General features: G+C 60.1%; 2 protein-coding genes. Both read right to left on the bottom strand.

Annotated elements, in window-relative coordinates:
- Positions 1-190 precede the first annotated feature (190 nt).
- Complete coding sequence (locus FHT02_RS21190; RefSeq protein WP_184092230.1) at positions 191-934, bottom strand: dienelactone hydrolase family protein; 744 nt, start codon at positions 932-934, stop codon at positions 191-193.
- 354 nt (positions 935-1,288) lie between these two features.
- Positions 1,289-2,578 (bottom strand): serine hydrolase domain-containing protein, encoded by a 1,290-nt coding sequence (locus tag FHT02_RS21195; RefSeq protein WP_221239632.1) that lies wholly within the window; start codon positions 2,576-2,578, stop codon positions 1,289-1,291.
- Between the last annotated feature and the right edge of the window lie 321 nt (positions 2,579-2,899).

Consider the following 2,899-nt stretch of genomic DNA (forward strand, 5'->3'; position numbering starts at 1 on the left):
CAGTAATGTATTGTCGCTTCCCAATCCACCACACCGGTGCCCTTGCGGCAGCGGAGAGTAGCCTTCGCCTGTTGACTCAGGCCGCGATAGAGAAGAAGCTGCCCTTCGTTCAGCTTAGATCGCGGCAGGTCTGACGCAGTTATTCATGTCGAGGCTACAAGGGTCCCTGCGTTCGTAGGCGGCTCGAGCCTCATGCGAGCGCACGCTGGTAGAACGCCATTGTGAGGGTGATCGCTTGAAGGAACAGCACAGGATCGTAACGCGGTCCCTCGTCACGGAGGAAAGCGTGCTGCGCGTTCACTTCATGCCACTCGTAGGTCGCACCGACCTCTTCTAACCGCCTGCGTATCACTTCCCTGCCCGCATAAGGGACATGCGGATCCTGTCGCCCCCAAACGAACATCACGGCCGCCTTGAGATCAGCCATGCGCGCGAGGCTATCATCCGACCGACCTTCACCCAAAGACCCGGAGTGAATGTCCGTCGGATAAAAGCATGCCGCTGCCGACACGCGCGGGTCGAGTGCAGCGCGATAAGCAAGATGGCCACCTAGGCATACGCCGAACGTCCCTAGCCTTCCGTTGCAGGCGGGATGCTGAAGAAGCGCGGTAAGCGCTGCATCCGCATCGGCGTCATATGCCGCGACCGGCTTGGTAAACTTCAATTCGTTGCCCCGTTCGGTGCCCTCTGGATCGTACTTTAGCACCGTCCCAGCTGGCTCATACTCGTGATAGACTTCCGGTACGCCCACTACATAGCCGTGACCCGCTATGAACGCCGCCAGTCGGCGAATTGGCTCTGTGACTTGATAGATCTCCGAGAAAAGGAGCACACCGGGAAAGCGGCCCACGGCGACTGGGCGGAACATGTGCATCCGCATACAACCGCCACCGGGTACATCGACATTTTGTGTCTCATCACTGCGCAAAATCATCTGTCACCCCCCCAATCATTAGTCCGGCAGCGCGAGCTTCTAGGACAACCCTCGCACGGCGAGACTTTTAGAAGCCAGCGTCAATCAACCCTCAGAATACAGGTTCCCACAAGGCCGTCGTGAACCCTGCTAAGGCCGGCGGCGTGCGGACTGGTGAGAAGCTCATTTTGCCTTTCTGCGCCGCTGGCCGATCCGCGATAGCTACCGGCTATTTATCTTTCGCGAGCGCATGCGTCTGGCCAACTCTCCAAGAGTGCCGTTGCCGGCGCGAGGGAAGAAGCCGCCTTTGTGCAGTAGAAGGCGACGGCAGGGGCCTAGTCTTTGCGCCGTTCGGCGGTGTCCCACGAATTTATGTCATTCAACAGCTTGGTAGATCAGGGAGCGCAGCTTCCCGTGGTCGTCGACATCTCCGGCAGGTAGTAATTGGGTCATGTAAGCGACGGTTAGCCCTTCCTCGGGATCGACCCAGTAAGTGCTGTGATATGCGCCACCCCAACCGAACTCGCCTTCCGAACCTGGCTGCCCCGCTGCTCCCAGATCCATGCGGATCGAGAACCCCAGCCCGAAACCCATGCCGGCGTTGTATTCCACGGCGCCGAGATGGTTGGAAACCATGAGCTCAACCGTCTTGCGGCTCAGATATCTGCGCCCGTCGAGCTCTCCACCTCGCCGAAGCATCTCAAGGAAGCGGCTATAGTCAGCGGCGGTGGACAGCAGACCTGCACCACCTGAATATGCGAGGCGGGGCCCGTCCAGATAGTGCCCTTGACCGAAGTGGCCTCCTTCGTTCCAGGAGCTCGCATCGTCGGCACGCTTGAGCTTGCCTCCGTCCGCTTCGTATACGACCGCGAGCCTGCCAGCCTTCTCCCGAGAGAGGTAGAAGGAAGTGTCTTTCATTCCGAGCGGCTTGATCAGGCGCTCGTCCAGGAACGCCTGCAGCGACTTGCCGCTGAGCTTCTCCACGACGACGCCTAGGATGTCCGTGTTGTAGCCGTAAACGAACTTGTCGCCGGGCTGTGCCGCCATTGGCAAGGATGCCATCCGTGCGACGTAGCTCGATACGGGCTGACTTCGGTCTGCGAAATACCACCCGGATAGACCAGCCTCACGCCACTCCTTCTCAGCAGGCCCGGAGCCGTAGGAGATCCCCGCTGTATGAGTGAGGAGATCCCGTATCGTGATGGGTCGCGTGGCAGGTATGGTCTCGTACCCGCCCTCCGCCTTCGCTACCGCTACGGACGTCTTTGTCCATTCAGGCAGATGCTTGCCGACGGGATCATCGAGCAGCAGCTTGCCTTCTTCCACCAGCATCATCACCGCGACGCTGGTCAGCGCCTTGGTCTGAGAGGCGATGCGGAAGATGCTGTCATCACGCATCGGATCACGCTTTTCCTTGTCGCGCCACCCCACGGCTTCAGAGAACACCACCTTGCCGTCTTGCTGGATCCTGACCACCGCGCCTGCCAGTCTGCCCCCGTCGACATAGCGCTGCAGTTGCGCGCGCAGAGTGCCGAGCCTCGCGGTGGAGATTTTCGGAGCTGCCTGGGCCAGTGGTCTGGCCGTTGTCTGAGCGTTCGACACACTGCTGAACAGAGCGGTGGAGACCAGCAGGCCTGCAGCAATTCTCGCCGTAAACTTCCTCACTCGTTCTTACCCCTGCCCTGCAACGTACTCATAGTGTGCGTGTGCCCTCAGGGGGTCAAGCGAACGGCTACGAGCGGCTTTTCAGAAGTCGAAGGCAATGGCGGCACAGCGGACGTGTTGATCTCGAGAGGGGGGCAGCTGAGCGCCAACAGCTGCCGTTTAGGGCGGCCCGCGCGCTTCTCAAAAGCTGCCGTAGGTCGTCTAATCGCGTCGGTTGCAAGGGGTTTCTGAGATACGTTGCCGGGAGCATGGTCGTCTTCGCGGTCAGCATGTGCCGCCGCATAATGGGGCTTCGCGGGCAGCTCTTCCAATGTTCATAAC

The organism is Sphingomonas xinjiangensis, from assembly GCF_014199255.1.
Lineage (GTDB): Bacteria > Pseudomonadota > Alphaproteobacteria > Sphingomonadales > Sphingomonadaceae > Sphingomonas > Sphingomonas xinjiangensis.

What these genes read in the sequence shown, in the direction of transcription:
- FHT02_RS21190 (WP_184092230.1), bottom strand. Translation starts at nt 934, where the DNA reads ATGATTTTGCGCAGTGATGAGACACAAAATGTCGATGTACCCGGTGGC.